This window comes from Pseudomonas sp. FIP_A4, assembly GCF_036701605.1.
Taxonomy (GTDB): Bacteria; Pseudomonadota; Gammaproteobacteria; order Pseudomonadales; family Pseudomonadaceae; genus Stutzerimonas; species Stutzerimonas phenolilytica.
Genome location: NZ_JAYDXP010000116.1, coordinates 135728 through 162369, shown reverse-complemented (window position 1 = coordinate 162369; position 26642 = coordinate 135728). Strand labels below are relative to the sequence as shown.

Here is a 26642-nt window from a genome sequence, read left to right as displayed (position 1 = left end):
GCGCCTAGGCTTATGCCCTTTCTTCGTCACGGAGGACGAACATGCACTCCCCCCTTTCCGCCACCCTGTTCACCATCACCGTACTGATCAGCCAGACATCTGCCGCAGCAACGGTATTTCGCTGTACGGACGCCACTGGGCGAATCACCTACACTCAGCAAGGCTGTCCAGGTGACACCAACATACAGAAGCAGCAGGCTTACAACCCCACTCCAGGTAGCGGCAAGGCGGTGAGAATGGCTTCGACCAACCCGACACGCAATCCGCACAAGGCAAGCCCTCCGTCCACCCACCAGCTCACCATCGTTGCCGAACGGCACGATGGCTGCGGCAACCGCATCAGCGGCGGAGAGCGCCGCGACGCGATCATCAAACAGCGGATACTTAGCGGGATGACCCGCTCAGACGTGGAGAGCGCCCTAGGACGCCCCAATAGCGTCGTCAGCATCAATGGTCGCACTCGCTATCGCTACGAGAAGAGCGAAGGCCGAGGACGCACCGTAACCTTCGATGAAAACGGCTGCGTTACCGGTAAACGATGATCGGCTCAGAAACGAAAAAGGGCCTGCATTTACTGCAGACCCTTTTTGGTATGGCGCACTCAGGAGGATTCGAACCTCCGACCGCTCGGTTCGTAGCCGAGTACTCTATCCAGCTGAGCTATGAGTGCGTAAGCGCTTGATAAGCCAGTTCGCTTCTGGCTGCAGGAGCTTCGATGAGAAATCAAAGCTTCTTACATATGGCGCACTCAGGAGGATTCGAACCTCCGACCGCTCGGTTCGTAGCCGAGTACTCTATCCAGCTGAGCTATGAGTGCGCTGAGCGTGCGCATTATAGGGAGTTGAGAATATCGGTCAAGCATTTTACCCTGGCGCCTTCAATCGAAGGCAGGTATCCGCAAATCAAAAACCCTGTAACGCAAAATGGCGGAGAAGGGGGGATTCGAACCCCCGACACCCTTTTGAGGTGTACTCCCTTAGCAGGGGAGCGCCTTCGGCCACTCGGCCACCTCTCCGCAACACGGGGCGCATCATAACCATCTTTACCCCGTTTGCAAAGCCAGAAATTACATAAAAATTAGTGGCTTGGTTCTTGGTCCTTCTCTTTCTGGATGCGCTGATAAATCTCTTCGCGATGCACTGCAACCTCCTTGGGTGCATTCACACCGATGCGTACCTGGTTCCCCTTCACACCCAAAACAGTGACAGTCACATCGTCACCCACCATCAGGGTCTCTCCGACCCGGCGAGTCAGAATCAGCATTCCTTTCTCCTTTAAACGGATTCAGTCAGTAAGCAGTCTGCAAAATAAAAGGCGGATAATGCGCCGCGACACGCTTAGCGTACAGCTTGCACCAGCTATTGACCTTCTGGCGAGGCGGTAAAGTTCCTCGGACCACAGCCAATACGACAGAAGGCGCGTACTAGACGCGCCTTCTGTGCTTCACTCGGCTGTTTTGGCAGCCGGGGCATCCAGTTCAAATGCAGTATGCAGCGCGCGCACGGCGAGCTCGAGATACTTTTCCTCGATCACCACCGAAACCTTGATTTCGGAAGTCGAGATCATCTGAATATTGATGTTCTCCTTCGCCAGCGCCTCGAACATACGACTCGCAACGCCAGCGTGCGAGCGCATGCCGACCCCGACGATCGATACCTTGGCGATATCGGTGTCGCCGATTACCTCCCGAGCCCCCATCTCGTTCGCAATGGTCTGCAGAATCTGCAACGCGCTGTTGTAGTCGTTGCGATGCACGGTGAAGGTGAAGTCCGTGGTGTTATCGTGCGCCACGTTCTGCACAATCATGTCGACTTCGACATTGGCGGCACTGATCGGACCGAGAATCTTGAAGGCCACGCCCGGCGTGTCCGGCACCCCACGGATGGTCAGCTTGGCTTCGTCGCGATTGAAGGCGATGCCTGAGATGATCGGCTGTTCCATGGATTCCTCTTCATCAAGGGTGATGAGGGTCCCGGGACCCTCCTGAAAGCTATGCAGCACGCGCAGAGGCACGCTGTACTTACCGGCAAACTCGACGGCGCGGATCTGCAGCACTTTCGAGCCCAGACTGGCCATTTCGAGCATTTCCTCGAAGGTGATCTTGTCCAGGCGCCGAGCCTTGGCGACGACTCGTGGATCGGTGGTATAGACGCCGTCGACGTCCGTGTAAATCTGGCACTCATCGGCCTTGAGAGCGGCGGCCAGCGCCACGCCCGTAGTATCCGAGCCGCCGCGACCCAGCGTGGTGATATTGCCTTTCCCGTCCACCCCTTGGAAACCTGCCACCACCACCACACGACCTGCCTTAAGCTCGCGCTGGATGCGCTGCGAATCGATCTGCAGGATGCGCGCCTTGGTGTGTGCGCTGTCAGTCAGAATGCGCACCTGATTGCCCGTAAACGAAACCGCCGGCACGCCGCGCTTGATCAACGCCATAGCCAGCAAGGCGATCGTTACTTGCTCGCCGGTGGAAACCATCACGTCCAGCTCGCGCGCTACCGGCTGATCACTGATCTGCTTGGCCAGATCGATAAGACGATTGGTTTCACCGCTCATGGCCGATACCACAACGACGATATCGTCTCCGCCGTCGCGGAACTTCTTGATCTTCTCGGCCACCTGCTCGATGCGCTCCACGGAGCCGACCGACGTGCCGCCAAATTTCTGTACGATCAAAGCCATTTCACTACCGCCTACGCCCCATCAAGGGCAGTCATTAACTGTCCAGCTCGTCTCAGAGCCCCTGCTCGACGAAAGAGCGCGCAAGACCGAGGGCATCGTCCAGCCGCCCAGGCTCGCTACCGCCCCCCTGGGCCATATCCGGACGCCCGCCGCCCTTGCCGCCCACCGCTGCCGCGGCCTGCTTCATGAGGTCGCCCGCTTTGAATCGAGCCGTAAGATCCTGGGTCACGCCCGCCACCAGGACCACTTTGTCGTCCTGCACGCCACCGAGCAGGATCACTGCACTGCCAAGCTTGTTTTTGAGCTGATCGACCAGCGCGAGCAGAGCCTTGCCATCCAGCCCATCCAGGCGCGACGCCAGCACTCGCACGCCCTGCAGCTCGATTGCCGAACCAGCAAGATCATCGCCAGCAGCACTAGCCGCTTTGGCCTTGAGCTGCTCCAGCTCCTTTTCCAGCTGACGGTTGCGCTCAAGCACACCGGACAGCTTGTCGAGTAGGTTCTCCCGGCTGCCCTTGACCAGGCTCGCCGCTTCTTTCAGCTGCTCCTCGGCATCGTTCAGATATGCCAGCGCCTGCGCCCCAGTCACCGCCTCGATACGCCGGACCCCGGCAGCTACGCCACCTTCGCTGACGATCTTGAACAGGCCGATGTCGCCTGTACGCGACACGTGGGTGCCGCCGCACAGTTCCACCGAGAAACCGCCACCCATGCTCAGCACCCGCACGGTGTCGCCGTACTTCTCGCCGAACAGCGCCATCGCGCCCTTCGCCTTGGCGGTATCGATGTCGGTTTCCTCGATATCCACTGCGGTATTGCGGCGGATCTCGGCGTTGACCTTGTCTTCGAGGGCCTTGAGTTGTGCGGGCTTGATTGCCTCGAAATGGCTGAAATCGAAGCGCAGCCGCTGGCTATCTACCAGCGATCCCTTCTGACTCACATGCTCACCGAGCGTCTCGCGCAGTGCGGCATGCAGCAAATGGGTTGCCGAATGATTGAGCGCCGTGGCCTGGCGCACCGAGGCGTCAACAGTCGCATCGACGCTGGCGCCGACGCGCAGGTTGCCGCTGTCGAGTATGCCGTGGTGCAGAAACGCCCCGCCGGCCTTGCTGGTGTCGCGCACATCGAAGCGCAGGCCTTCGGCCGCGAGATAGCCGCAGTCACCGACCTGACCGCCCGATTCGGCATAGAACGGCGTCTGGTCTAGAACCACCACGCCCTCGTCGCCCGCGCTCAGGCTATCCACCGCCATGCCTTCCTTGAACAACGCCAACACCGTGCCCTGACCGACCGTACCCTGGTAGCCCGTGAAACGGGTTTCGCCCTCGACCTTGACCAGGCTGTTGTAGTCCATGCCGAAGGCACTGGCCGAGCGGGCGCGCTCGCGCTGGGCCTGCATTTCGCGCTCGAAGCCTTCCTCATCAAGGGTAAGCTCCCGTTCGCGGGCAATATCCGCGGTCAGGTCCACCGGGAAGCCATAGGTGTCGTACAGCTTGAACACCACATCGCCCGGAATGATGCTGCCCGACAGTTCGGCCAAGTCCTGCTCGAGAATCTTCAGTCCCTGCTCGAGGGTCTTGGCAAACTGCTCTTCCTCGTTTTTTAGCACGCGTTCGATATGCGCCTGCTGCTGTTTCAGTTCCGGGAAAGCCTCACCCATTTCGGCAACCAACGCCGCAACGATGCGATAGAAGAAGCTACCTCTGGCGCCCAGCTTGTTGCCGTGGCGACAGGCGCGGCGAATGATGCGCCGCAGCACGTAGCCGCGCCCCTCGTTGGACGGGGTCACCCCGTCAGCGATCAGAAAGCCGCAGGAACGGATGTGGTCCGCGACCACTTTGAGCGAAGCCTGGCCTTCGTTGGCGCAACCGATGGCCTCGGCTGCCGCGTTGAGCAGACGCTGGAACAGGTCGATTTCGTAGTTGGAGTTGACGTGCTGCAGCACGGCACTGATGCGTTCCAGCCCCATGCCGGTATCCACGCTCGGCGCCGGCAGCGGGTGCAGGACGCCGTCCGCGGTGCGGTTGAACTGCATGAAAACGTTGTTCCAGATTTCGATGTAGCGATCGCCATCTTCCTCCGGCGAGCCGGGCGGGCCGCCCCAGATATGCTCGCCGTGGTCGAAGAAAATCTCGGTGCATGGGCCGCACGGGCCGGTATCGCCCATCGCCCAGAAATTGTCCGAGGCGTAAGGCGCACCCTTGTTGTCACCGATGCGTACCATGCGCTCGGCGGGAATCCCGACTTCCTTAGTCCAAATGTCGTAGGCCTCGTCGTCGGTGGCGTAGACGGTGACCCAGAGTTTTTCCTTGGGCAGGTTCAGCCACTTCTCGGAGGTGAGGAATTCCCAGGCATAGGTGATGGCGTCGCGCTTGAAATAATCGCCGAAGCTGAAGTTGCCGAGCATCTCGAAGAACGTGTGGTGCCGCGCGGTGTAGCCGACGTTTTCCAGATCGTTGTGCTTGCCGCCGGCACGCACGCATTTCTGGCTGGTAGTGGCGCGGGTATAGGCGCGCTTCTCCAGGCCGAGAAAGCAGTCCTTGAACTGGTTCATGCCGGCGTTGGTGAACAGCAGCGTCGGATCGTTCGCCGGAATCAACGAACTGGAGGCCACACGGGTGTGCCCCTTCTCTTCGAAGAAGCTCAGGAAGGCTTCACGGATTTCTGCGCTTTTCATAGATTTCTTCCAGAGGACTGCGGCCGAACGCCACAAAACGGCACGGTGCGACGGCACCGCGAGCTGTTATGCAACCATCCAAACGGATATCGGCAAAGGGCCGCATTATATCGGCACGGCGCACCGGGTATAGGGGATAAATGCGATTGAATCAACCCATTTGACCGCAGGCGCAACGCGCGTTTGCGCAGCGCCGACCTCAACGCAACAGCGGCGTGGCAAGCACCTTGGAGGCACCGCCGAGTAGCGCCGCAGTGATATCGATGAAATCATCGGTGCTGACCTTGTCCAGACGCATCAGCCCACGACTGACATCGTCCAGCGAATGCCGCCCCTTGCTGCGCTGGCGGATTTCCCGATCCAGCTCCTGCAGCAGCAGCACCGCCCGGGCGGTGACCGGCCCGGTGGCTCGCTCGGTGCGTAGACTGGTGATTCCGCGGCTCCACTCCGCAAGGTGCTCGCGCACCGCCTGGTAGCGCCCCTCGCTCATGCCGCCGGCACGACGCATCAGCTCGATCGCGTAGTACTCGGCCAGTCCTTCGCTGATCCAGTCGCTGCGGTCGGTGTCGCTGATGCGGCTGAAGACGTGTACCAGCTCATGAACCAGTGAGCTGGTGCCATTCTCGCTGACCAGCGGGCGGTCGGCGTGCAGGTAAAGCGAATTCGGCGCGGAGAGCCCGCCACGCCACATCGGATCGCCGGCGCCGACGATCAACAGCTTGTCCGGGTCGCGCGGAAATACGTTCTGCAGCTCCGGCCAGACGAAGGTCAGCAGTGTGAGGATGTCCATGCGCCGCACGCCCTCGCCCACCGGCGCGGCGACCGTGACATCAGTTTCGCCTAACCGTGCGCGGCGGCTGCCCAGCTTGCCGGCAAGCATCCAGCCGGTGGGGCGATCGAAGATTCGCTCGGAGTTGTCGATACGGAAGCGGTTCTTGCCGATACGCGGCCAGCCGGTTTCCACGCTTTTCCAACCCTCCGGCAGCTCGAAGCTAAGGCGCGAAACCAGTTTCGTACCCTCCACCTCATCGAGCCGTGCCGCCGGCACCAAATCATCGCCGCGAAACAGCGCCCAATCCGCCGTCATCCGCGCATCGAAACGGCCATTGTCGCGAGGATGGCTGATGCGCACGCGGTAGGTCAGCCGGGCCTGACCCTTGGCCGGCCGCCAGATGCCCCGTTCAGGCGACTGCTGCAGCCATTCGCCGTCCGCCTGGAAGTCGCTGTAGTAACCCTCGTCGCCGAGGTTCAAATCGAGGCTGCGTATTACCTCGCCTTTCTCCAGCGTCAATTGCACTTCGGCCTGATCCTGCTCGGGGAAAAAACGCACGAGGTAATCGAGATCGACCCGCTGCCCGGCCCACGCCGGTGTCGCGCCGAGCAGCAGAACGGCAAGGAGGGAAAGCAGATGAACGGGCATCGGGGCTGTGACTCCGGGACTGGGGGGGACAGATAGATATCAGACAAGCGCCGGACTCATCCGGCACGGAAGATCAGGTGATCCTCCCAATCCTCTTCGGCAACGCTGCCTTCAGCGAGCATCCGACCGGCTTGCGATATACGTTCGACGTGCACCGCGTTGCGGTCGCCACAGACGAGGTGGTGCCAGAGCGGCAGATCCTTGCCCTCGGCGACCAAACGGTAGGCGCAGGTCGGCGGCAACCATTTGAATTGCGCGGCATCCCGCGCATTGAGCTGGATGCAGTCCGGCACGCTGGCGCGGCGATTGGGGTAATCGCTGCAGCGACAGCTATCCAGATCCAGCAACTTGCAGGCGATGCGCGTGTAGTAGACGCTGCCGTCTTCCTCGTCTTCGAGCTTCTGCAGGCAGCACAGACCACAGCCGTCGCACAGCGACTCCCACTCCTCGGCATCGAGTTCGGCAAGAGTTTTGCGCTTCCAGAAGGGTTCGACTTTGGCGGCCATTACGACTGAGGTTCCCGGCAAAACTGCGAGTCTAGCCCTTGGCCCGTGGCGGGCCAAGCGCGGCCGGATGGCGTGCTACTCGGGCCGCAGGGCGCGGTCCGGGTAGCACGCGGAATCATTACTGGTCGAGCATCTGACGATGGCTGCGCATCTGCTCGAGCATCTGCTCCATGTGCTGAATACGCAGATCGAGCATCTCCTTGGTCGGCGCGCCCATCATGCCCCCGCCCATCATGCCCTTGCCGCCCTTCATGCCCATGCCTGGACCGCCAGCCATCGGGCAGCCGCCTATCATGCCCATGCCGGATTGCATGCTCTGCCAGTGTTCGGCCTGCAGTTTCTGCCGTTCCTGCGGGGTCTTTGCCGCCTGCCAGGCCTGCCGATACTCCTGCATCTGCTGCCAGTGCTGCTGCCAGGCCGCGGAATTCTCGGCCGCGGCCGGTGCGTCTTGCGCCTGGGCCGTCAGCGCCAGGCCAGCGAACAGGGAACCGAGTAACCACGATTGGATGTTCATGAACCGTCTCCTTTGTTCAGGGGCCTTTCAGCATAGGCCGGAAAACCGCTCGCAACCCGATCCAGGTCAAGCTCGACTGCGTAACGTTGTCACAGCGGATCATTCATGCGCAGCAGCTCTTCGGGCAGGTGCTCGATGTAATCGTCTTCGGCCGGCGGCATCTGCAGGTGGTAGCCCTGCGTCTCGAGATTGGCCAGCACCTTGGCGATGTCCTCGCGCGCCAGCTGGCGCTCCGGCGTCAGTACCAGTTCGAACGCGAGCTGTGGCGTGCCGAATGCGGCGAGCAGCCCCTCGGGCACGCGCGAGAGCGCGTCGCGCTTGTCGACGTACAGGTACATCCCGTTCTTGCGCAGACTTTTATAGATGGAGCAGATGCGTTTCATGATGGCGATTTTTCCAGTACGTCGAGCAATGCCTGCCCCATGCGCTCGCGGCGCCAACCGCGCAGCGACTCGGGGAGACTGTAGGGACCGTCGGGATAGCCGCTCTTGAGCAGCGCCTCGAGAATTTTCTTGCGCAGCATGATCTCCGGCGCGATATCCAATTCCTTCGCCGTGCGCTGGCCGACCGCACGCAGCTTCTTCAATACGGACGCCGCTTCCAGCGGTAACGGCTCGGGTAACGCGGCAGGCCATTCCTGCGCCGGCAGCGCGGCGGCCTGGCGAATCAGCTCGAGCAGCGCCTCGCCATCCTGGCGCACCGTGCGCGGATGCATGTCTTCGATACGCGCCAGCGCTACCAAGTCCTTCGGTTGCGTGCGCGCCAGCGGCCACAGGCTCGCCTCGCGCAGGATGCGGTTGCGCGGCTGATTGCGCGCACGCGCCTGTCGCTCGCGCCAGGCCGTCAGTACACGCAGCACGGCAAGTTGCTGCGGTCGCAATCGCCAGGCCTGTTTGACCTCGCGATACGCTTCGTCCGGATCGGTTTCACGCTGCAGGTTGGCAACCAGCTCGGCGCCATCCTCCATCACCCAGCGCCGCTTGTCTTCGCTGAGGCGCGGTAGCAGCGCGGCATACAGTTCGGCCAGATGTTGCACATCTTCCGCCGCGTAGCGCATCTGCATCTCGCTCAGCGGGCGCTGCAGCCAGTCGGAGCGGGTTTCATCCTTCGGCAGATCAAGTCCCAGCACCGCGTGCACCAGGCGCGAATAGCCCATGGAAAAGCCGAGATTGAGGTAGCCGCCGGCCAGCTGCGTATCGAACAGCGGTGCCGGCAGTTGCCCGGTCAGACGCGACAGCACCTCGAGGTCCTCACCGCAGGCGTGCAACACCTTGACCACGGCAGTGTCCTGCAACAGCCCGGCGAACGGCTGCCAATCCTTTATTGTCAGCGGATCGATCAGATAGGCGCATTGCCCATCGCCGATCTGCACCAGACCGGCGATCGGGTAGAAGGTGTCGACGCGCATGAACTCGGTATCGAGCGCCACGAAGGGCAATTGCCGCCACTCGGCGCACAGGCGGGCCAGATGCGCATCATCCAGTACCCATTGAGTTTCGATGGCCACACGGCCCTCCTTGATTCGGCTGACGACCGGCGCGCGGCCGAACGAGGCGCGCAGTATATATCGCGACTGCCGCGCGCCGGGGGCATTCATCGGGCGCTCACGGCCTGCTAGTGTGCAGCACTCATCGCCGACCGGAGCCCGTCCATGTCTCTTGCCCAACTCATCAGCGCGCAGCAACTGGCCGAACGCCTGCAGCAGCCGCGACTGCGCATTCTCGACTGCCGCTTCGCGCTGGAGGACCCGGCATACGGCCGACGTAGCCATGCGCAGAGCCATATTCCGGGAGCGCAGTTCGCCGATCTGGAGCAGGACCTTTCCGGCCCGGCGATCAACGGCGTGACCGGCCGCCATCCACTGCCAGACGCCGCGGAGCTCGTCACCCGCCTGCGCAGCTGGGGAATCGATAACGACAGTCAGATCGTGCTGTACGACGACGGCCCCGGCGCGTTTGCCGCACGCGCCTGGTGGCTGCTGGCCTGGCTCGGCAAGCACGAAGACGTGTTCGTGCTTGATGGTGGCTTCAAGGCGTGGAGCGCGGCCAGCCTGCCACTCGACACACAGCCAGCCATGGCACGGAACGGCAACTTCTCCGGCGCGCCCGACAATCGTCTGATCATCGAGGCGCAGCAGCTGCTTGCCCAACTCGACACGCTCGACCAACCACTGCTGGACGCGCGCGCGCTGCCGCGCTTTCGCGGCGAAGTCGAGCCGATCGACCCGGTTGCCGGGCATATCCCCGGGGCGATCTGCGCGCCGTTCACCGACAACCTCGCGGCCGACGGGCGCTTCCTTAGCCCGGCGCAGCTGCGCGAACGCTTCGCAAGCCTGCTGCACGGCTATACCGGCGAGGTGATCGCCTACTGCGGCTCGGGCGTGACCGCCTGCCACAACCTGTTCGCCCTGAGTCTGGCGGGTTATCCGCTGGGACGCCTGTATCCCGGCTCGTGGAGCGAGTGGATCACCGACCCCGCCCGGCCGCGTGCCTGACGGCGCGCCATCAGACCGATCAGTCAGGTTCGGAATATTCGGTTTTCACCCTAAACTCGTGTTTTTTCACGACCGATCGTCGTGTGATTTACGAAAAATTGCACTGTTTCATTTGCGGCTCGTCAGAAAAGATTGCTAGGTTCCGGCGCGTTTTTTCTAAGGAGTACAACAATGAAAACAACATGGTTGAAGACCGCTCTAGCCTTGGCCGTGGGCGCAATGTCCAGCCAGACCATGGCCGCTGGTTTCGCCCTGAACGAACAGAGCATCAGCGGCATGGGCACCTCCTACGCCGGCCGATCATCTTCGGCCGACGACGCCACCACCCTGTTCGGCAACCCGGCCGGCATGTCCCGCCTGACCCGTGAAGAAGTCAGCTTCGGCGCAGCGGCGATCAAGGCCAATACAGATATTAAGGATGCTTCCGGCTCCTTTACCCTCGGCGGCGTGATAAACGGACCGACTGCCGGTAGCAACGACGGCGACATGGTGCCCGCCACTGCAGTGCCGATGGGTTATTACGTCAACCCTATCGATGACAAATGGGCGCTGGGCGTCGGCGTCTATGTGCCGTTCGGCCTGGCGACTGATTATGAAAGCGGCTTCCAAGGACGTTACTTCGGCGATTACAGCGAAGTAGCCGTAATCACAGTACAACCCACCGTCAGCTACCGCTTCAATAACAAGCTGTCGGTCGGCTTCGGCCCTACACTGAACCGCATCACCGGTGAACTGCAGAGCGCATCGCCCAGTATGGCGGGCGACGGGCGCGTGAAGGTCAAAGGTGACGACACTGCCGTCGGCTTCAACGCAGGCGTGCTTTATGAGTTCACGCCGCACACGCGCATGGGCGTGACCTATCACTCGAAGGTCGAATACACCCTCGAAGGCGACACCAAGATCAGCGGTGCGGGCTTTGGCGCGGCAAATGGCAGCAAGTACGACGCATCGCTGGACCTCACCACCCCGGAATCAGTCGACGTCTCCCTCACCCATGAGTTGAACGACCGTTGGACCCTGTATGCTGGCGCCATGTGGACGCGCTGGAGCCGCTTCGAGGCGATCATCATCGAGAACGAAGGCGTGCCGGCTCCCCTGCAAGGCAGCTTGGCGCCGATCGTTGAGGAGCAGGACTGGCACGATACCTGGTCCTATGCGCTGGGTGCAGCCTTCAAGCTGAACCAGCAATGGACCTTGCGCACCGGCCTGGCCTTCGACCAAAGTCCGACCAACAACACCCATCGCTCGCCGCGCATCCCGTCCGGCGACCGCACCGCGGTTAGCTTCGGCCTGGCTTGGTACCCAACCGAGGACGTCACGGTCGATCTGGCCTACTCCTACCTGTGGGAGGAGGACACCAAGGTCAACCGGAGCAGGTCTTACCAGAACGGGGCGTTGGTCCAAAACTACAACGCCACCTACGAAAACAGCGCCCACGGTTTTGGCGCTTCGTTGAGCTACCGCTTCTGATGCAAAAAAAGCCCCGGTCCTACCGGGGCTTTTTGTTTCAGCGCTGTAGCGCCTGCTCCACCGCCGCCAGCAGACGCGGGTCGTCTGGCTTCACTTTGCTGGGAAAGTACGCCACCACCTGGCCGTGGCGGTCTACGACGTACTTGTAGAAGTTCCAGCGCGGCGCCACGCCGGCCTGTTCGGCGAGTTGGCGAAACAGCGGCGTAGCATCGCTGCCGCGCACCGGCTGCGTCTGCGTCATGGCGAAGGTCACGCCGTAGTTCACATAGCACACCTCGGCCGTCTCGGCCTCGTCATCGGATTCCTGAAAGAAATCGTCCGACGGCACGCCCAGCACTTCCAGCCCCTGGCCTTTGTAGCGCTGGTAAAGCGCCTCGAGCCCCTTGAACTGAGGTGTGAAACCGCAGTGGCTGGCGGTATTGACGACGACCAGCGCTTTACCTTGGAACTGCCGGCAAAGATCGATGGTTTCCTTCGAACGCAGCTTGGGCAGTTCGTGCTGCAGCAATGCCGGGCATTCACTGGCCACCGCCGGAACAATGGGTGATGTCAGTGCAAGCAAAGCGACGAGGGTCAGGGCCTTCATGGCTGATCTCCGCAGGGTTGGATGTCCACGCTACTCCGCCGCAGGTTAACGGGCAAATCGCAGCAACCGTGCCGCTGGTGCGACCAAACCGATCGAGCAGCAGCTAGACACCCGCTCCAGGGCTGCTCGCCTGCGCCAAACTGTGCACTGCTGCACAGCGACAGAATTGGCAGATGATACTTTCGCGCCCCTCATTACCAGAGGGACCTGCCGTGAAAACGCTCATCCAGACTGCCGTTCTGGCACTTGCCGCGACCATCGCCTCCAGCACCTTCGCCGACGACGGCGCCGCACCGGTTCACGGCGTTCCGTCTCGCACGCTGACCGAGGCCGTCGCCAATTTCTCCGAATACAACCAGCGACTCGAAAAAGCCCTGGCACAAGAACCGACAGCGGAACGCCTGCAGGAAATCCACGAGCTGACCTACACGCTGCAAAACGCGCTGGAAAAGATCAACGAGGATATGGACGGCCTGACTGACACGCTTGAGGAGATTCACATCAGCTCGGAAGCTCAACAAGCCGACGCGGTACGGGAGCACGCGACCGAATTCCTGAAGACCGCACGCACCGTTATCAAGTAAGCGCAGCAGCATGAAAAAGCCCGTCGATCTGACGGGCTTTTCTTCCGAGCTTAGCGCCCGACGTCAGGGGCCACGGGCAGGATGTCGAAGCCGACATCGTTACCGCTGATAACACGAAATTCCAGCGTTTGCCCTGCCACGACCTTCGCCAGCTTCTCGCGGCGTAGACTCAGCTTGCCGCACAGACTGTCATCCAGCGGGTCAGTGCCGATGCCGACGATACGAGCGCCCGCTGGCACCTGAAAGCGCACCCGCTCACCGACATGAATGCGCGCCGCCAGCTCTCTGTCGATCAGCAGCGCGATGTAACAACCGCCACCGCGCCAGCCGAAATCCCGTGTGACCACTATCTCGCCGGCATTATCCAGTGGTTGCTGGAAGGCCAGGACGCGCTCCGCGGGCACCGGCTTGATTTCTTCCGGTTGCGGTTGCCACGACGAGCAGCCCGCCAGCATCAGCAGGCAGGAAACGGCAGACAGCAGGCGCATGGGCGAATCCTCGGCGACACAGCGAAGCGACAAGCCTAGGCCAAGCATTGATCGCCAGCACGCAAAAAGCGCGACCGCTCTGCGCGTTACCAGAGGTCAGGCACGCGACGTCAGCCGGGCCCGCTGGAACCATCGTTGCCGAGGATATCGGGATCGTCCGGCAGCACTTCGGGCTCGCGATCATCCTCGATCGGAGGAGACGGCTTGTCGTCGAAATCCGGATCCTCACCGGGATTTTTCTCGCCGGCGTTCGTCATCGTTACATCGGGTTCTTCGTTCGGCTGATCGTCGTTGCGACTCATGGCGTCCTCGGGTCTGCGGGTTCGGCTGTCGATAGCCATTGGAGACGGCAAACCGCGCGACGTTCGGCATGCCTCCTGCCGGCGGTCAGAAGGCTGCCGCTTGCGACGTCTCGCCGATCAGGACTAAAGCGCTGCGGGCGGCAGTCTGCTGGCCGCGAATTACCCAAGTCGACCATTTCCACGCCTGAAGGCAGACGAGGCAAGCCACACGTGGCGCCGGGCTGCACCGACGCTGCGGGGTTTGGCCGGAACGTGCGACCACGCTTCCGATTGCACTGCCCTGGCGGCTCCACCACACTGGCCGCTCACACCCAACCGCAGTCGGAGATTCCATGCAGACACTCACCCCCCAATCCCGCGCGGCCATTCTCGAAAACCCGGACGCCCTGGAATGCACCCTGTACCGCCCCGACGAATACGACGAGGAAGCGGAAGAACAGGACCTCGGGGACGCGCGCATCATCATTAGCGGCCCCTTTGAAGCACCTGCCGAATGGGACGCCAAGGACCGTGACGACTATTTCGACGGTACCGCGCCGGAAGCCTTTGTCGTCGCTCGCATCGCCTGCGAAGCCGCGCCTGGCTCCGGCGCCTACTTCACCGTCGTGCCTGGCGACTATGCGGCCGTCACCGAGCAGCCGGGCAAGGTCTCGATGTTCTATGTCTGGGACTGCCTGAGCGACGCCGAAGGTCAGTACGTCCTGATCCGCGAGGAAGAAGAGCAGCTCTGATCACACCGCGTCCGCCGTTCGGCATTTCGGTGGATGTAAAAAGCGGCATCCACCCTACGGGTTCACAACGGACCGTAGGGTGGGCTTCAGCCCACCCATGAACCGCAACACTACCGGCCGACTGAATCCGTCCTTCGAAGCGGTACGCCCTTCGGCTACCCGTACCGACCGCGTAACCCTGCTTCACTGTCTATTGCATACCTGCCCCACCATCAACGACGAGGAATCCCATGCGTTTGTTGATCAGCGCCTGGCAATCGCCGGTTTCTCGCATGAAGCTGGTCGCCGGCCTTCTGCTGCTGTTGGCCGCCCTGCTCTACGTCATCGCGACCCACTTCGAGGCCGCGCATCCCGCCTGGGGCTACCTCGCCTCGTTCGCCGAAGCGGCAATGGTCGGCGCAATCGCCGACTGGTTCGCCGTCACCGCATTGTTTCGCCATCCGCTCGGCCTGCCGATCCCGCACACGGCGATCATTCCGCGCAGCAAGGCACGCATCGGGCAGAGCCTGTCGGGTTTCATCACCACGCATTTCCTCGCCACACCGCTGGTGCTGGCCAAGCTGCAGGAACTGGACCTCGCCGCGCGCCTGGCGGGTTGGCTGCGCCATCCGGCGAATGCCGAAGCGGTCGGCCGCCAGCTCACCGGGGTTGCGCATTTCGGCATCGCCGCGCTGCATGATGAGCGCGTGCGCGCCTTCGTCGAAGCCAAGGTCATCGGCCGCGTCCGCAAGTTCGACCTCGCCCCGCCGCTGGCCCAGGCGCTGCGCGTGCTGACCAGCCAGGGCCGGCATCAGGCGATGCTCGACGAGCTGATGTTGCGCCTGGATTCGATCATGCAGGACGAGGACACCCGCGCGCTTGTGGCGGACGCCATCAGCCGGGAGATCCGCACGCTGCGCTATCTGGGCCTGAGTCGCCCGGTCAGCGGCTGGTCAGCCAACAAGTTCGTAGACGGTCTGTCCGCGCTGATCGCCGAAATCGCCGCCGACCCGGAACATCTAATCCGCCAGCGCTTCGACGAGCACGTCGGCGAATACATCGAGCGCCTGGAACAGGACCCGGATTATGCGCTGGAAGTCGAACGCATCCTCGCGCAGCTGCTGGACCACCCGGCCACCAGCGCCTATTTCCGCGACCTCTGGGCGGAGCTGACGCAATGGCTGGAAAGCGATCTGGCTAGCACCGACTCTCGCATCGGCCGACGCATCGTCGCGCTGTGCCGCGGCCTGGGCGACGGTCTGGCGGCCGACCAGGCCATGCGCAACTGGATCAACGAACAACTGCTGGCCGCCGCACCCGGCCTGCTGGAACGCTATCGCGGGCAGATCGGCACCTACATCGCCGAACGCGTGGAGAACTGGGAAAGCCGCGAGCTGGTCGAGCAGCTGGAGCAGAGCGTCGGCAAGGACCTGCAGTACATCCGCATCAACGGCACGCTGGTCGGCGGGCTGGTCGGGCTGCTGCTGCATGCGCTGACGCAGCTCGTCGCCGGTTGAAGCGCGTCAGGCGCTGCGCAGCCGCGCGCTGATCTGGCTGGCGCTGGCCGAACCGGAGAGGCGCTCGTCACAGCGCAGCGTCGCCGGCGTACCGCTCAGGTACCACAGGCGGTTGGCCAGCTCATCCGCATCGCGCGGGTCGTGGGTCACGCAGATCATCGCCATGTCGGGATGCTGATCCAGCAGACGGGTGATCAGCTGGCGCAGCTCGCCGGCGCGTTCGGCGTCCAGCGAGGCAAAGGGCTCGTCGAGCAGCAGCAGGTCGGGTTTGATCGCCAGGCTGCGCGCCAGCGCCGCGCGGCGCGCCATGCCCAGCGACAGCTGCTCCGGGAAGCAATCGCCAGCGCCAACAAGCCCCACCTCGGCCAGCAGCCGCTCGCTGTCCGCTGCACTGGCACCGACCATTGCAAGGTTCTGCCGCACCGTGCGCCAGGGCAGCAGGCGATGCTCCTGAAACAAATAGCCGACGCGCAGCTCCACACGACGGCGGATCAGCGAGCTGAGCTGCGGATCGAGACCGGCAATGGCGTTGAGCAGCGTGGTCTTGCCGACACCGGATGGGCCGAGCAGACAGATGCGGTCGCCGGCGCGCACCTCGGCCTCGATCACGCCGAGTACCGGATGGCCGACGCCGGGGCCGTCCAGGCGTAGATCAAGCATGACGCACGCCCGCTTCGCGCCAGGCCGAGGCGCGCCGCTCCAACGGTTGCAGCAGCGCCAGCTCGATCAGCTGCACCACGGCGATGAAGGCCAGGCTGTAGGCGAGGATGCTGGCCACGTCGAATACCTGGAAGGCCATGTGCAGCTGAAAGCCGATACCATCCGAACGCCCAAGCAGCTCCACCACCAGCACAATCTTCCAGATCAGCGCCAGCCCGCCGCGCGTCGCCGCCATCAGGTAGGGAAACAGCTGCGGCAGCCAGACATCGACGACCCGCTGCCAGCGGCTGAAGCCATAGACCCGCGCCATCTGTTCAAGCTTGGGATCGAGGCTGCGCGCGCCTTCGCGCACCGTCACCGCCACGTTCGGCACCTTATTGACCACCACCGCCAGCACCGCCGCCGCCTCCACCAGGCCGAACCAGACATACAGCAGGATGATGGTGACCAGCGCCGGCAGGTTGAGAAACAGCACCAGCAGCGGATCGAGCAGCGCATTGGCCAGCCGCGAACGGCCCATCCACACGCCGAGCAGCGTGCCCAGCGTCATCGCCAGGGCGAAGCTGAACAGCACACGGCGCAGGGTCACCAGCAGGTGTTCGGGCAGCTCGCCGCTCTGCACGGCCTGCCGGAAGGTATCGAGCACCGCCGCCGGACTCGGCAGCAAGGGCGTCTGCACCGCCAGCGCCACCGCCGCCCAGAGTGCCAGCAGCACCGGCAGGGCGATCCAGCAGGCCCAGCGCGAGCCGCTCATGGCACGCTCTGGAACGCCGTGGCTGGCATCAGCCTCGCCGGATCGGCGCCGGTCAGCACCAGCAGTCGCTGCAGGTCGGCGAGGCGCGCCGCATCCAATGGCGGCGGAATGCCTTCGACAAAGCTGCCACGCAAGGCGGCGAACACCGCGTCGCTCTCGGCGCGCATCAGCGGACGCAGCGCCTGCCAGTGTTCCGGCTCGCGAGCCAATTCGTTCTTGGTCTGGCGCAGTGCGCGGGCGAAGCGCTGCAGCAGGTCTTCGTGGCTCTGCGCCCAGGGCTCGGGGAACAGATAGCCGAGTACCGGCAAGTGCGTATCAAGCTCAAACGACTTCATCAGGTCGGCCAGACCGAATGCGCTCTGCACCCCGCCCTCGCCACGCATGCGCGCGGAGAAATGCCAGAAGGTCAGCAGCGCGTCCAGCTGACCGCGGCGCAGTGCCTGACCGAGCAGCGGCGGTGCGGCGTACTGCACCTGCGCCTCCCGAGCCAGATCGATACCCTGCCTTACCGCCGCCTGCTGCAACAACCGCCAGCCCAGCCCGTCGGGGCCACCGGCAACACCGAGGCGCTTGCCGCGCAGGTCCGCCAGCTGGTGTATGGCGCTACCGGCGGGCACCAGCACTTCGCCGATCTGCGCGGAAAACGGCAGGTAGCGGTAGGCCGCGCCGGCTTCAAAGCGCGCCTGGGCCCAGAGCAGGTCGCTCACCGCGCCGTCGGCGCTGCCACTGGACAGCGCCAGCCGCGAGGCAGGCACATCGGCCACCAACCGCACCCGCAGCTCGAAGCCGTTGGCTCGGTCCAGCTGCTGGCGCTTGAGGTGCTCCAGCTCCCAGTGCGGCGTGCCGAACTGCAGCACGCTGAGGGTCAGCACCGGCAGCTCCTGCGCCTGCGCGCACAGCGGCAGCAGCACCAGCGTCAGGCGCAGAAGGGATCGGATGAGGGCGGGCAATGAAGGCATCATGCCCGCAGGTTACGAAGCCACCCGTGGGGCACGAATAGTACTTTGGTGCCTGTTGCCTGCTGCGATGGTCGCCCCGCGCCACGACCCTCGCCGCATGACTCAGGCCAGCGCGGCGATGCGCCGCTGCAGACGCACCTGCAGTTTTTCCAGCTCGGCCGGATCGGCCTTGCCTGCGGCGTGGATGCCGAGCCCCTCGCCGGCGTAGCGCGGGACGATGTGCATGTGGATGTGGAACACCGTCTGCCCCGCCGGGGCGCCGTTGAACTGCGCGACCTGCACGCCGTCCGGCTGCAGCTCGGCGACGATCGCGCGGGTCAGCTGCTGCACCACGCGCATCACGGCCGCCAGCGCATCGCTGTCCACGTCGAGGATGTTGCACGCCGCCGAGCGCTTGGGGATCACCAGCGTGTGGCCGAACGATTGCGGAAACAGATCGAGAAAGGCGAGCACCTCGTCATCCTCGTAGAGCTTGTAGCAGGGCGCGTCGCCGCGGATGATCTGAGCGAAAATGTTCTGCGGGTCGTAACTGGCGGTCAGGGACACCGGACTTCTCCAGGCTGAGGACGAACGCAGACCATAGCCGGAGCCTGCGGCCAGGCCAAGCGTCGCCGCGCCCGCCCGACCTACTACTCAGCCAAGGAGCCGCGCATGCAACTGGCCAGAATCGAACACGTGCTCGTCGGCAAGGCCGTCCCATATACCCGTCCGGGCAGCCACAGCGCCATCGCCAAGCTACCGGTAGTCGGGCCGCTGGCAGTCGGTGTCGAGGGGCTGACTGGCGACGAACAGGGCGATCGACGCGTGCATGGCGGCATCCACAAGGCCGTGCATCATTATCCCTACGAGCATTACCGGCGCTGGATCGAGCAGCTCGGCCGACTGCCGGTGCTCGAACAGCCCGGTGCGTTCGGCGAGAACATCAGCACCCGCGGGCTCAGCGAGGCCGATCTGTGCCTGGGCGACGTGCTGCGCTGCGGCGACGTGCTGCTGCAGGTGGCTCAGTCGCGCCAGCCGTGCTGGAAGCTCAACGATCGTTTCGGTGTCGCCGACATGGCGCTGCGCGTGCAGCAGAGCGGCATGACCGGCTGGTATTACCAAGTGCTGGAGCCCGGCGAGCTGCAGGCTGGACAGAGCCTGATGCTGGAGCAGCGCCCCTACCCGCGCTGGTCGCTGACGCGGGTGATGGACGTGCTCTACCGCCACACCCTCGACCACGCCGCCCTGCAGGAACTGGCCGAGCTGCCGCTGGTGCCGAACTGGCGCAAGCTGGTGGAGCGGCGGCTGGAGGTCAACGCGGTGGAAGACTGGAGCAAGCGACTGTACGGCGCGCCGGACGCCTGAGCGGCCCGGCGCGAGCAGGCACGGCGCTGGTTACAGGCTCATCACGTCGACGAAGCGCGGTGTGGCGCTGTCGTCGATGCGCAGGCTCTTGAAGTCGAACAGGTTGCGGTCGGCCAGCTGCGAGGGCACCACGTTCTGCAGCGCACGGAACATGATCTCGGTGCGCCCCGGCGACTTGCGCTCCCACTCCTGCAGCATCTCCTTGACCACCTGGCGCTGCAGGTTTTCCTGCGAGCCACAGAGGTTGCAGGGGATGATCGGGAACTCCTTCATCTTCGAGTAGGCCTCGATATCCGCCTCGTTGCAGTAGGCCAGCGGACGGATCACCACGTTGCGGCCGTCATCGGAGAGCAGCTTGGGCGGCATGGCCTTGAGCGTGCCGCCGTAGAACATGTTGAGGAAGAAGGTTTCCAGGATGTCGTCGCGGTGATGCCCGAGCGCCATTTTGGTCGCCCCGATCTCGTCGGCGAAGGTATACAGCGTGCCGCGACGCAGGCGCGAACACAGCGAGCAGGTGGTCTTGCCTTCCGGAATTTTCTCCTTCACCACCGAGTAGGTGTCCTTCTCGATGATGTGGTACTCGATGCCGAGGCCCTTCAGGTACTCGGGCAGCACGTGTTCGGGGAAGCCCGGCTGCTTCTGGTCCATGTTGACCGCCACGACCTCGAACTTGATCGGCGCGACCTTCTGCAGATAGAGCAGCACGTCGAGCATGGTGTAGCTGTCCTTGCCGCCGGACAGGCAGACCATGACCTTGTCGCCGTCCTCGATCATGTTGAAGTCGGTGACGGCCTCGCCGGCCAGGCGGCGCAGGCGCTTCTGCAGTTTGTTCTGGTTGACCGAAAGGGTGCCCATGCTGGAAATCCGGAGGAATGCGAAAGCCGCGCATTTTACGCGCAAAGCGCGTGCGGCCCCAGCCCATCCGGCAGGCGCGACGCTGTGAAGCGCCGCAGACTTGGCCGGGGATACGCTGTGCTAGGCTGCGCGCATGGACGACCTCTCCCCCGCGATGGACCTGCCAGCGCAACTGCTCATCCTGCTGCGCGAGCAGCCGCAAGGCTTCAGCGAATTCGAGCTGATCCAGCAGCTCAAGCGGCGCCACTGCACGCACATTCCCCACTTGCCGCTGACCGACAAGCTGGTGCTGTTCCGCACCCACTTTCTGCTGTTCAACGCGCTCTATCAACTGCGCGACCAGCTCTGGCGGGATGCCGGCGGCCATCTGCACATCACGGCGCTCTGCATCCAGCTGCATCCCTACGACGCCGGCACCCACGCGCTGGTCGAAGAAGACCCGCTGCGCGCCTACTACCTGGACCTCAGCAACCTGCGCGACACCGACGAGCCCGCCGTCGAACGCCTGCTGGCCAGCTTCTGGACCCGCATGCAGGGCGACGAGGACAAACGCGCGGCGCTGGAGCTGTTCGAGCTGGATCGCCTCGCCCAGCCGCTGGACATGCACATCATCAAGCAGCGCTACCGCCAGCTGGTGAGCCAGCATCATCCCGACCGCGGCGGCAGCACGCAGCGCCTGCAATCGATCAATCTGGCGCTGGAAATTCTGCAACGCTATTACCGTTGACCACCTAGCTTCGATTCGCTCTAACCAAGCGCCTGCATCCTCGGCATGCCTCCCTATACTGCGGCATAAGGTCGCACGTTGCCGTCGCTCGGACGAATTGCCAGGCGCCGCGGCCGACCAATAGCAGAGGAGACGCTGGCATGATCAATCACGTGTGGGGCCTGTTCACCCATCCCGGTCAGGAATGGCGTGAGATCCGCGGCGAGAATGAATCCATAGGCCGTATGTACCTGGGACATGTGCTGCTACTGGCGGCCATTCCCGCGATATCCGCCTTCATCGGCGCCACCCAGGTCGGCTGGAGCATCGGCGGTGGCGAGCCGGTCAGGCTGACCGAAGCGAGCTGTCTGCAATTGGTGATCCTCTCGTACCTCGCCATGCTCGCGGGCGTCGCGGTCATGGGTGGTTTCATCCACTGGATGGCGCGTACCTATGACGCCAGTCCGACCCTCAGCCAATGCATCGCCTTCGCCGCCTACACCGCAACGCCGCTGTTCATTGGCGGTCTGGCGGGGCTATACCCGCATGTCTGGCTGTTCATGCTGGTGGGCACCGCGGCGATCTGCTACACCGCCTACCTACTCTACGTCGGGTTGCCGAAGTTCATGAACATCCCGGAGGACGAGGGCTTCATGTTCTCCAGCTCGGTGCTGGCCGTCGGGCTGGTAGTGCTGGTGGCGATCATCGCGATCTCGGTGATCACCTGGGGCATGGGCTTCGGGCCGGTCTACGTGCGCTGAGCGTTCAGCGGCATCCAACAGGGGCCGCCGTGGGCGGCCCTTGCATGTATGGTGGCGAAACCCTTGCGGCATCCGCCGTTCTACATCTGTAACGCGACCGCGCCCGCTACGGCGGCCGGCCTCTCCCGCACGCAGATGGAGACTCGGTATGACCCCGCACCTGTTCACCTTGCTGACCCGCCCTGACAAGGCGTGGACCGACATCCGGCGCGACGAGGCCAGTAACAGTTCCAACTATCTGCTGCATCTGCTGCTGTTCGCCCTGCTGCCGGCGGTCTGCATGTTCATCGGTACACGTCTGGTGGGCTGGAGCCTGGTCGAGGACGAGCGCATCCGCCTGGATACACGCAGCGCGCTGCAACTGAGCGTGGTGATCTACCTGAGCATCATCCTCGGCACCTTTGTCATGGGCTGGTTTCTGCGCTGGATGTCACGCTCGTTCGAGGCGCGACCGACATTCAACCAATGCGTCGGCTTCACCGCCTACGTCATCACGCCATTCTTCCTCGCCGGCCTGGGCGCGCTGTATCCGACGCGCTGGCTCGCGCTCGTCGTGCTGATTGCCGCCGGACTCTATGCGACTTATCTGTTGCTGGTCGGCCTGCCGACGTTCATGCGCCTCGACAGCCGCAACAGCTTTCTCTATGCCGCCAGCGCTTGGGGCGTCGGCCTGCTGGTGCTGGTCAACATCAAGATACCGATGATCCTGTTCTGGATGCTGGTACTCGACCCGAACTACGAGCGCGATCTGGTGCAGGATCAGAGCTACGGCACCCAGGAGGAGCGTCCGCGCCAGGAGCCGCCGGGCCTGCAGCGCTGAAGCCGGCTTTGGCATAATGCCCCACCCGCGGTGGAGCCCCCATGCCCGAACGACTCAACGCCCGTGTCGAAGCCTGTTACCAGCAAGCCGAGGCCTTTTTCAAGCAACGCTTCGAACGCCCGCAGGTGAGCTTCCGCCTGCGCGGACAGAAGGCCGGCGTGGCGCACCTGCAGGAAAATCTGCTGCGCTTCAATCCGCAGCTGTACCGGGAGAACAGCGAGCACTTTCTCCGGCAGACCGTTGCCCACGAAGTTGCCCACCTGATTGCCCACCGCGTCTTCGGCCCGAACATTCAGCCACATGGCGCGGAGTGGCGGCTGATCATGCAGGGGGTCTACGAACTACCGCCGGAGCGCTGCCACAGCTACACGATCGTCCGACGCCAGCGCACGCTGTACCTGTATCGCTGCGCGTGCACGGAGCGCGACTTCCCCTTCACCGCACAACGCCATGCCCTGGTGCGCAAGGGCCGTCGCTACATCTGCCGCAGTTGCCGGACGACGCTGGTCTTCACCGGCCAGCAACGCGTCGAGTAACGGCGCAGCGCCGCTCCGGCGACCGTTCCCTGCCCGTCGCGCCCGAGAATGCATTACCGAATGTAACCGTGACCAAAGCGGCACCACGTCGCGCGAATCCGATAAAACCCCTCGCCCCTGCGTCGAAAAGTCGCAACATTGCGCTGTCAGGATTAATCTGCGCGCCCACTGCTGTTCACGCGGCGGAGCGTGCGACGCGCGCTAATCGGATGAACGCCGATTGCCATCCGGAGGTCACTGACTAGACTGCCTTGCACGTCGGTTCGGAGTACGAAAATGACAACAACACCCGATACGCCTGACTCGTCGCCCTCGCAGAAGCGCGATGAAACCCGCCTGTTCATCTTCCTCATCGTCTTCCTGTTCCCCTTGCTGAGCATCGCGCTGGTCAGCGGGTACGGCTTCATCGTCTGGATTTCGCAGATGTTCTTCGGTCCGCCGGGACCGGCCTGACAAGCGCCGCGCTATCCGTGTTTCTCGCCGGGGCTCGCGTCCCGAACTCATCGATCAGCCGGAACATTACCGATGGATCACACCCTGCATATCGCCAGCCTGCTGGTGCATTGCCGCCCCGAAGTGCTGCCGGCGGTCAAGGCCAACCTGCGCCGCCTGCCGAACCTCGAACTGCACCAGGAAAGCACTGCCGGCAAGCTGGTGGTGGTGCTCGAAGCCGAGCATGAACGCCACATCCTGAACGCCATCGACCAGATCCAGCAGCTGCCAGGCGTACTCAACGCCGCCCTGATCTACCACGAAGAACTTCTCGGCCTCGAAGGAGAAGCCTGATGAGCATGACCCGTCGTCAATTCGCCAAGGCCAACGCGGCTGCCATCGCCGCTACCGTCGCCGGCATGCCGATCGCCACCAGCGCGGCCAACCTCGTCACCGAAGCGGACGCCACCAACCTGAACTGGAACAAGGCGCCCTGCCGTTTCTGCGGCACCGGCTGCAGTGTGATGGTGGCCACCCGGGAGAACCGCGTGGTGGCCACCCACGGCGACGTCAAGGCCGAGGTCAACCGCGGCATCAACTGCGTCAAGGGCTACTTCCTGTCGAAGATCATGTACGGCAGCGACCGCCTGACCCAGCCCCTGCTGCGCATGAAGGACGGCCAGTTCGACAAGCAGGGCGAGTTCCAGCCGATCAGCTGGGAGCAGGCGTTCGACATCATGGAAGAGAAATACAAGGCCGCACTCAAGGCCGGCGGCCCGGAAGCCATCGGCATGTTCGGCTCCGGTCAGTGGACGATCTGGGAAGGCTACGCCGCCAACAAGCTGATGAAGGCCGGCTTTCGTTCTAACAACATCGACCCCAACGCCCGCCACTGCATGGCCTCGGCGGCGTTCGGCTTCATGCGCACCTTCGGAATGGACGAACCGATGGGCTGCTACGACGACATCGAAGTGGCCGACGCCTTCGTGCTCTGGGGCTCGAACATGGCCGAGATGCACCCGGTGCTGTGGACGCGCGTGACCGACCGCCGCCTGAGCGCGCCGCACGTGAAAGTCGCGGTGATGTCGACCTTCGAGCATCGCAGCTTCGAGCTCGCCGACATCCCGATGGTGTTCAACCCGCAGACCGACCTGGTGATCCTCAACTACATCGCCAACCACATCATTCAGAGCGGCGCGGTTAACAAGGACTTCATCGATAAGCACACCCGCTTCGCCAAGGGAGCGCAGAACATCGGTTACGGCCTGCGCCCCACCGACCCGCGCGAGCTGAAGGCGGAGAACGCCAAGGTCGCCAACACTTGGAGCGACATCAGCTTCGAGGACTACGCCGAGTTCCTCAAACCCTACACCCTGGAACACGCGGCACAGGAATCCGGCGTACCGGCCGAGCGCCTGCGCGCGCTGGCCGAGCTGTACGCCGACCCGAAGACCAAAGTCATGTCGTTCTGGACGATGGGTTTCAACCAGCACACCCGCGGTGTCTGGGCGAACAACATGATCTACAACATCCATCTGCTCACCGGGAAGATCAGCGAGCCGGGCAACAGCCCCTTCTCGCTCACCGGCCAGCCATCGGCGTGCGGCACCGCGCGCGAAGTCGGCACATTCTCCCATCGTCTGCCGGCGGACATGGCGGTGGCCAATCCCAAGCACCGCGCCACCGCCGAGAAGATCTGGAAGCTGCCCGAAGGCACCATCCAGGAAAAGCCCGGCTTCCACGCCGTCGAGCAGAGCCGCATGCTCAAGGACGGCAAGCTCAAGGTGTACTGGACGCAGGTCACCAACAACATCCAGGCCGGCCCCAACCTGATGCAGGAAACCCTGCCGGGCTGGCGCAATCCCGAGACCTTCGTCATCGTCTCCGACGTCTATCCGACCGTCTCGGCGCAGGCCGCCGACCTGATCCTGCCGAGCGCCATGTGGGTAGAAAAGGAAGGCGCCTACGGCAACGCCGAGCGCCGCACGCAGTTCTGGCATCAGCTGGTCGATGCGCCCGGCGAGGCGCGCTCGGATCTCTGGCAGCTGGTGGAATTCTCCAAACGCTTCAGCGTCGACGAGGTCTGGCCCGCAGAACTGCTGGCCAAAGCACCGGAACTCAAGGGCAAGACGCTGTTCGACGTGCTGTTCAAGAACGGCAAGGTCGACCGCTTCCCCGCCGCTGATATCGCCACCGGCTTTCGCAACCGCGAGGCGGAGGCCTTCGGCTTCTACCTGCAGAAGGGCCTGTTCGAGGAATACGCCGAGTTCGGTCGCGGCCACGGTCACGACCTGGCGCCGTTCGACACCTACCACGAAGAGCGAGGCCTGCGCTGGCCGGTGGTCGACGGCAAGGAAACCCGCTGGCGCTATCGCGAAGGCCACGATCCCTACGTCGAGAAAGGCAGCGGCGTGCAGTTCTACGGCTACCCGGACAAGAAGGCGATCATCTTCGCCCTGCCCTACGAGGTGCCCGCCGAGGTGCCCGACGCCGACTACCCGTTCTGGCTCAGCACCGGCCGCGTCTTGGAACACTGGCACACCGGCAGCATGACCCAGCGGGTCGACGAACTGCACCGTGCGGTACCCGACGCGCTCGTCTACATGCACCCCGAGGACGCACGCAAGCTCAACGCGCGGCGCGGCAGCGTGGTGAAAGTGATCAGCCGGCGCGGCGAAATGCAGGCACGGGTGGAAACCCGCGGGCGCAATAAACCACCGCAGGGTCTGGTGTTCGTGCCGTTCTTCGACGCCAACAAACTGATCAATAAAGTCACTCTCGACGCCACCGACCCGATCTCCAAGCAGACCGATTACAAGAAATGCGCCGTCAAGATCGAAGTGGTCAGCATCGCCTGAGGAGAGC

At 63.5% G+C, this 26642-nt stretch carries 30 protein-coding genes and 3 tRNA genes; 14 read left to right on the top strand and 19 right to left on the bottom strand.

Annotated elements, in window-relative coordinates:
- Positions 1–41 precede the first annotated feature (41 nt).
- Positions 42–542 (top strand): DUF4124 domain-containing protein, encoded by a 501-nt coding sequence (locus tag U8L64_RS04570; RefSeq protein WP_054095134.1) that lies wholly within the window; start codon positions 42–44, stop codon positions 540–542.
- A 51-nt stretch (positions 543–593) separates the two neighbouring features.
- Here the strand turns inward: U8L64_RS04570 and U8L64_RS04565 are convergent.
- The 11 genes from U8L64_RS04565 to rnd all read right to left on the bottom strand — a co-directional run bounded on the left by U8L64_RS04565 (position 594) and on the right by rnd (position 9306).
- Positions 594–670 (bottom strand) — tRNA-Arg (locus tag U8L64_RS04565).
- A 70-nt stretch (positions 671–740) separates the two neighbouring features.
- Positions 741–817 (bottom strand) — tRNA-Arg (locus U8L64_RS04560).
- 107 nt (positions 818–924) lie between these two features.
- Positions 925–1015 (bottom strand) — tRNA-Ser (locus tag U8L64_RS04555).
- Positions 1016–1077: 62 nt separating this feature from the next.
- Positions 1078–1263, bottom strand: coding sequence for a carbon storage regulator CsrA (gene csrA, locus U8L64_RS04550; protein ID WP_003283978.1), 186 nt, complete (start codon positions 1261–1263; stop codon positions 1078–1080).
- 180 nt (positions 1264–1443) lie between these two features.
- The gene (locus U8L64_RS04545; protein WP_054095135.1) at positions 1444–2682 is read right to left on the bottom strand and encodes an aspartate kinase; all 1239 of its coding nucleotides are present in this window, start codon (positions 2680–2682) and stop codon (positions 1444–1446) included.
- A 52-nt stretch (positions 2683–2734) separates the two neighbouring features.
- Entirely contained in the window at positions 2735–5359 is a 2625-nt protein-coding gene (gene alaS, locus U8L64_RS04540; protein WP_333394371.1) for an alanine--tRNA ligase, read from the bottom strand.
- A 199-nt stretch (positions 5360–5558) separates the two neighbouring features.
- A complete protein-coding gene (locus U8L64_RS04535; RefSeq protein ID WP_054095137.1) occupies positions 5559–6779 on the bottom strand; it encodes a hypothetical protein in 1221 nt (406 codons plus the stop codon).
- 56 nt (positions 6780–6835) lie between these two features.
- Positions 6836–7285: a YcgN family cysteine cluster protein gene (locus U8L64_RS04530; RefSeq protein ID WP_054095138.1), complete on the bottom strand. Its 450-nt coding sequence runs from the start codon at positions 7283–7285 to the stop codon at positions 6836–6838.
- Positions 7286–7403: 118 nt separating this feature from the next.
- The gene (locus U8L64_RS04525) at positions 7404–7799 is read right to left on the bottom strand and encodes a hypothetical protein (RefSeq protein ID WP_333394368.1); all 396 of its coding nucleotides are present in this window, start codon (positions 7797–7799) and stop codon (positions 7404–7406) included.
- Between the two features lie 89 nt (positions 7800–7888).
- Positions 7889–8182 carry a YcgL domain-containing protein gene (locus U8L64_RS04520; protein ID WP_054095139.1) on the bottom strand — a complete coding sequence of 98 codons (294 nt, stop codon included), beginning with the start codon at positions 8180–8182 and terminating at the stop codon, positions 7889–7891.
- Complete coding sequence (rnd, locus tag U8L64_RS04515; RefSeq protein WP_175415044.1) at positions 8179–9306, bottom strand: ribonuclease D; 1128 nt, start codon at positions 9304–9306, stop codon at positions 8179–8181. Before rnd ends, U8L64_RS04520 begins: the two co-directional genes overlap by 4 nt.
- 144 nt (positions 9307–9450) lie before the next feature.
- Here rnd and U8L64_RS04510 point away from each other — a divergent pair, with 144 nt between their 5' ends.
- Complete coding sequence (locus U8L64_RS04510) at positions 9451–10293, top strand: sulfurtransferase (protein ID WP_333394363.1); 843 nt, start codon at positions 9451–9453, stop codon at positions 10291–10293.
- Positions 10294–10464: 171 nt separating this feature from the next.
- Positions 10465–11763: an OmpP1/FadL family transporter gene (locus U8L64_RS04505; protein ID WP_333394360.1), complete on the top strand. Its 1299-nt coding sequence runs from the start codon at positions 10465–10467 to the stop codon at positions 11761–11763.
- 37 nt (positions 11764–11800) lie between these two features.
- Here the strand turns inward: U8L64_RS04505 and U8L64_RS04500 are convergent, their stop codons facing one another.
- Positions 11801–12349 carry a glutathione peroxidase gene (locus tag U8L64_RS04500; protein ID WP_043299216.1) on the bottom strand — a complete coding sequence of 183 codons (549 nt, stop codon included), beginning with the start codon at positions 12347–12349 and terminating at the stop codon, positions 11801–11803.
- A gap of 212 nt (positions 12350–12561) precedes the next feature.
- Between U8L64_RS04500 and U8L64_RS04495 the strand changes: the two genes are divergently transcribed.
- Positions 12562–12933, top strand: a complete 372-nt coding sequence (locus tag U8L64_RS04495) for a DUF6746 family protein (protein ID WP_043299214.1) — start codon at positions 12562–12564, stop codon at positions 12931–12933.
- Between the two features lie 50 nt (positions 12934–12983).
- Here the strand turns inward: U8L64_RS04495 and U8L64_RS04490 are convergent, their stop codons facing one another.
- Both U8L64_RS04490 and U8L64_RS04485 read right to left on the bottom strand, forming a co-directional pair.
- Positions 12984–13421 (bottom strand): hypothetical protein, encoded by a 438-nt coding sequence (locus U8L64_RS04490; protein ID WP_043299212.1) that lies wholly within the window; start codon positions 13419–13421, stop codon positions 12984–12986.
- Positions 13422–13531: 110 nt separating this feature from the next.
- The gene (locus tag U8L64_RS04485) at positions 13532–13723 is read right to left on the bottom strand and encodes a hypothetical protein (protein ID WP_138300262.1); all 192 of its coding nucleotides are present in this window, start codon (positions 13721–13723) and stop codon (positions 13532–13534) included.
- A gap of 332 nt (positions 13724–14055) precedes the next feature.
- Between U8L64_RS04485 and U8L64_RS04480 the strand changes: the two genes are divergently transcribed.
- Together U8L64_RS04480 and U8L64_RS04475 are read left to right on the top strand one after the other, a co-directional pair.
- The gene (locus tag U8L64_RS04480; protein WP_043299208.1) at positions 14056–14454 is read left to right on the top strand and encodes a hypothetical protein; all 399 of its coding nucleotides are present in this window, start codon (positions 14056–14058) and stop codon (positions 14452–14454) included.
- Positions 14455–14684: 230 nt separating this feature from the next.
- Entirely contained in the window at positions 14685–15950 is a 1266-nt protein-coding gene (locus U8L64_RS04475; RefSeq protein WP_138300263.1) for a DUF445 domain-containing protein, read from the top strand.
- 6 nt (positions 15951–15956) lie between these two features.
- Here U8L64_RS04475 and U8L64_RS04470 read toward each other — a convergent pair whose 3' ends face one another.
- The 4 genes from U8L64_RS04470 to U8L64_RS04455 all read right to left on the bottom strand — a co-directional run bounded on the left by U8L64_RS04470 (position 15957) and on the right by U8L64_RS04455 (position 18869).
- Positions 15957–16610, bottom strand: a complete 654-nt coding sequence (locus tag U8L64_RS04470; protein WP_054095146.1) for an ABC transporter ATP-binding protein — start codon at positions 16608–16610, stop codon at positions 15957–15959.
- Positions 16603–17364, bottom strand: a complete 762-nt coding sequence (locus U8L64_RS04465) for an ABC transporter permease (protein ID WP_333394347.1) — start codon at positions 17362–17364, stop codon at positions 16603–16605. Before U8L64_RS04465 ends, U8L64_RS04470 begins: the two co-directional genes overlap by 8 nt.
- The gene (locus U8L64_RS04460) at positions 17361–18326 is read right to left on the bottom strand and encodes an ABC transporter substrate-binding protein (RefSeq protein ID WP_189328030.1); all 966 of its coding nucleotides are present in this window, start codon (positions 18324–18326) and stop codon (positions 17361–17363) included. Before U8L64_RS04460 ends, U8L64_RS04465 begins: the two co-directional genes overlap by 4 nt.
- Before the next feature lie 99 nt (positions 18327–18425).
- Entirely contained in the window at positions 18426–18869 is a 444-nt protein-coding gene (locus tag U8L64_RS04455) for an HIT family protein (protein WP_043299199.1), read from the bottom strand.
- Between the two features lie 105 nt (positions 18870–18974).
- Between U8L64_RS04455 and U8L64_RS04450 the strand changes: the two genes are divergently transcribed.
- On the top strand, positions 18975–19667 hold the full coding sequence (locus tag U8L64_RS04450; RefSeq protein WP_138300264.1) for an MOSC domain-containing protein: 693 nt from the start codon (positions 18975–18977) through the stop codon (positions 19665–19667).
- A gap of 30 nt (positions 19668–19697) precedes the next feature.
- Here the strand turns inward: U8L64_RS04450 and ttcA are convergent, their stop codons facing one another.
- Complete coding sequence (ttcA, locus tag U8L64_RS04445; protein WP_008569930.1) at positions 19698–20522, bottom strand: tRNA 2-thiocytidine(32) synthetase TtcA; 825 nt, start codon at positions 20520–20522, stop codon at positions 19698–19700.
- Between the two features lie 133 nt (positions 20523–20655).
- Between ttcA and U8L64_RS04440 the strand changes: the two genes are divergently transcribed.
- From U8L64_RS04440 to napA, 7 genes are all read left to right on the top strand, one after another.
- Entirely contained in the window at positions 20656–21249 is a 594-nt protein-coding gene (locus tag U8L64_RS04440) for a DNA-J related domain-containing protein (protein WP_043299196.1), read from the top strand.
- A gap of 140 nt (positions 21250–21389) precedes the next feature.
- Complete coding sequence (locus tag U8L64_RS04435) at positions 21390–21989, top strand: Yip1 family protein (RefSeq protein WP_043299194.1); 600 nt, start codon at positions 21390–21392, stop codon at positions 21987–21989.
- A 148-nt stretch (positions 21990–22137) separates the two neighbouring features.
- On the top strand, positions 22138–22809 hold the full coding sequence (locus U8L64_RS04430; protein ID WP_138300266.1) for a Yip1 family protein: 672 nt from the start codon (positions 22138–22140) through the stop codon (positions 22807–22809).
- 41 nt (positions 22810–22850) lie between these two features.
- Positions 22851–23345 carry a SprT family zinc-dependent metalloprotease gene (locus U8L64_RS04425; protein ID WP_043299191.1) on the top strand — a complete coding sequence of 165 codons (495 nt, stop codon included), beginning with the start codon at positions 22851–22853 and terminating at the stop codon, positions 23343–23345.
- A gap of 276 nt (positions 23346–23621) precedes the next feature.
- Complete coding sequence (gene napE / locus U8L64_RS04420) at positions 23622–23798, top strand: periplasmic nitrate reductase, NapE protein (RefSeq protein ID WP_008569939.1); 177 nt, start codon at positions 23622–23624, stop codon at positions 23796–23798.
- 72 nt (positions 23799–23870) lie between these two features.
- The gene (locus U8L64_RS04415; protein WP_333394335.1) at positions 23871–24131 is read left to right on the top strand and encodes a chaperone NapD; all 261 of its coding nucleotides are present in this window, start codon (positions 23871–23873) and stop codon (positions 24129–24131) included.
- Entirely contained in the window at positions 24131–26635 is a 2505-nt protein-coding gene (gene napA / locus U8L64_RS04410; RefSeq protein WP_138300269.1) for a nitrate reductase catalytic subunit NapA, read from the top strand. The genes U8L64_RS04415 and napA overlap by 1 nt, the downstream gene beginning before the upstream one ends.
- The last annotated feature ends 7 nt before the right edge of the window (positions 26636–26642 follow it).